Source organism: Staphylococcus pasteuri (genome assembly GCF_030547725.1).
In the GTDB taxonomy this organism is placed as follows: domain Bacteria; phylum Bacillota; class Bacilli; order Staphylococcales; family Staphylococcaceae; genus Staphylococcus; species Staphylococcus pasteuri.
The window spans coordinates 1-241 of sequence record NZ_JAUOQO010000854.1 but is presented as its reverse complement, the minus strand read 5'-3'; the positions used below and the strand labels follow the sequence as shown (position 1 = coordinate 241).

The window sequence follows — 241 nt, the reverse complement described above, 5'->3', positions numbered from 1 at the left end:
AGCCACCACAGCCCGACCTCTGCCACCATGCCGATTGATCGCCGCGAAACATTGCTCGACCGTGCACGCGATATGAACGCATTGATCGTGGAAGACGATTATGACTACGAAATGTCCTTTCAGAATTCCGCGCATCCGGCGTTGAAATCACTCGACCGGGATGGGCGGGTGATCTACGTCGGCTCTTTTTCGAAATCCCTGTTTCCGGGGCTGCGGCTTGGCTATCTGGTGGGATCAGAAC

1 protein-coding gene is annotated in these 241 nt (G+C 55.6%); it reads left to right on the top strand.

Going from position 1 to position 241, the window contains the following annotated elements; translation table 11 throughout:
• Positions 1 to 27: 27 nt before the first annotated feature.
• Positions 28 to 241, top strand: a 214-nt coding sequence (locus Q4528_RS15720) for an aminotransferase class I/II-fold pyridoxal phosphate-dependent enzyme (RefSeq protein WP_303522655.1), incomplete at its 3' end; no start/stop codon positions are given.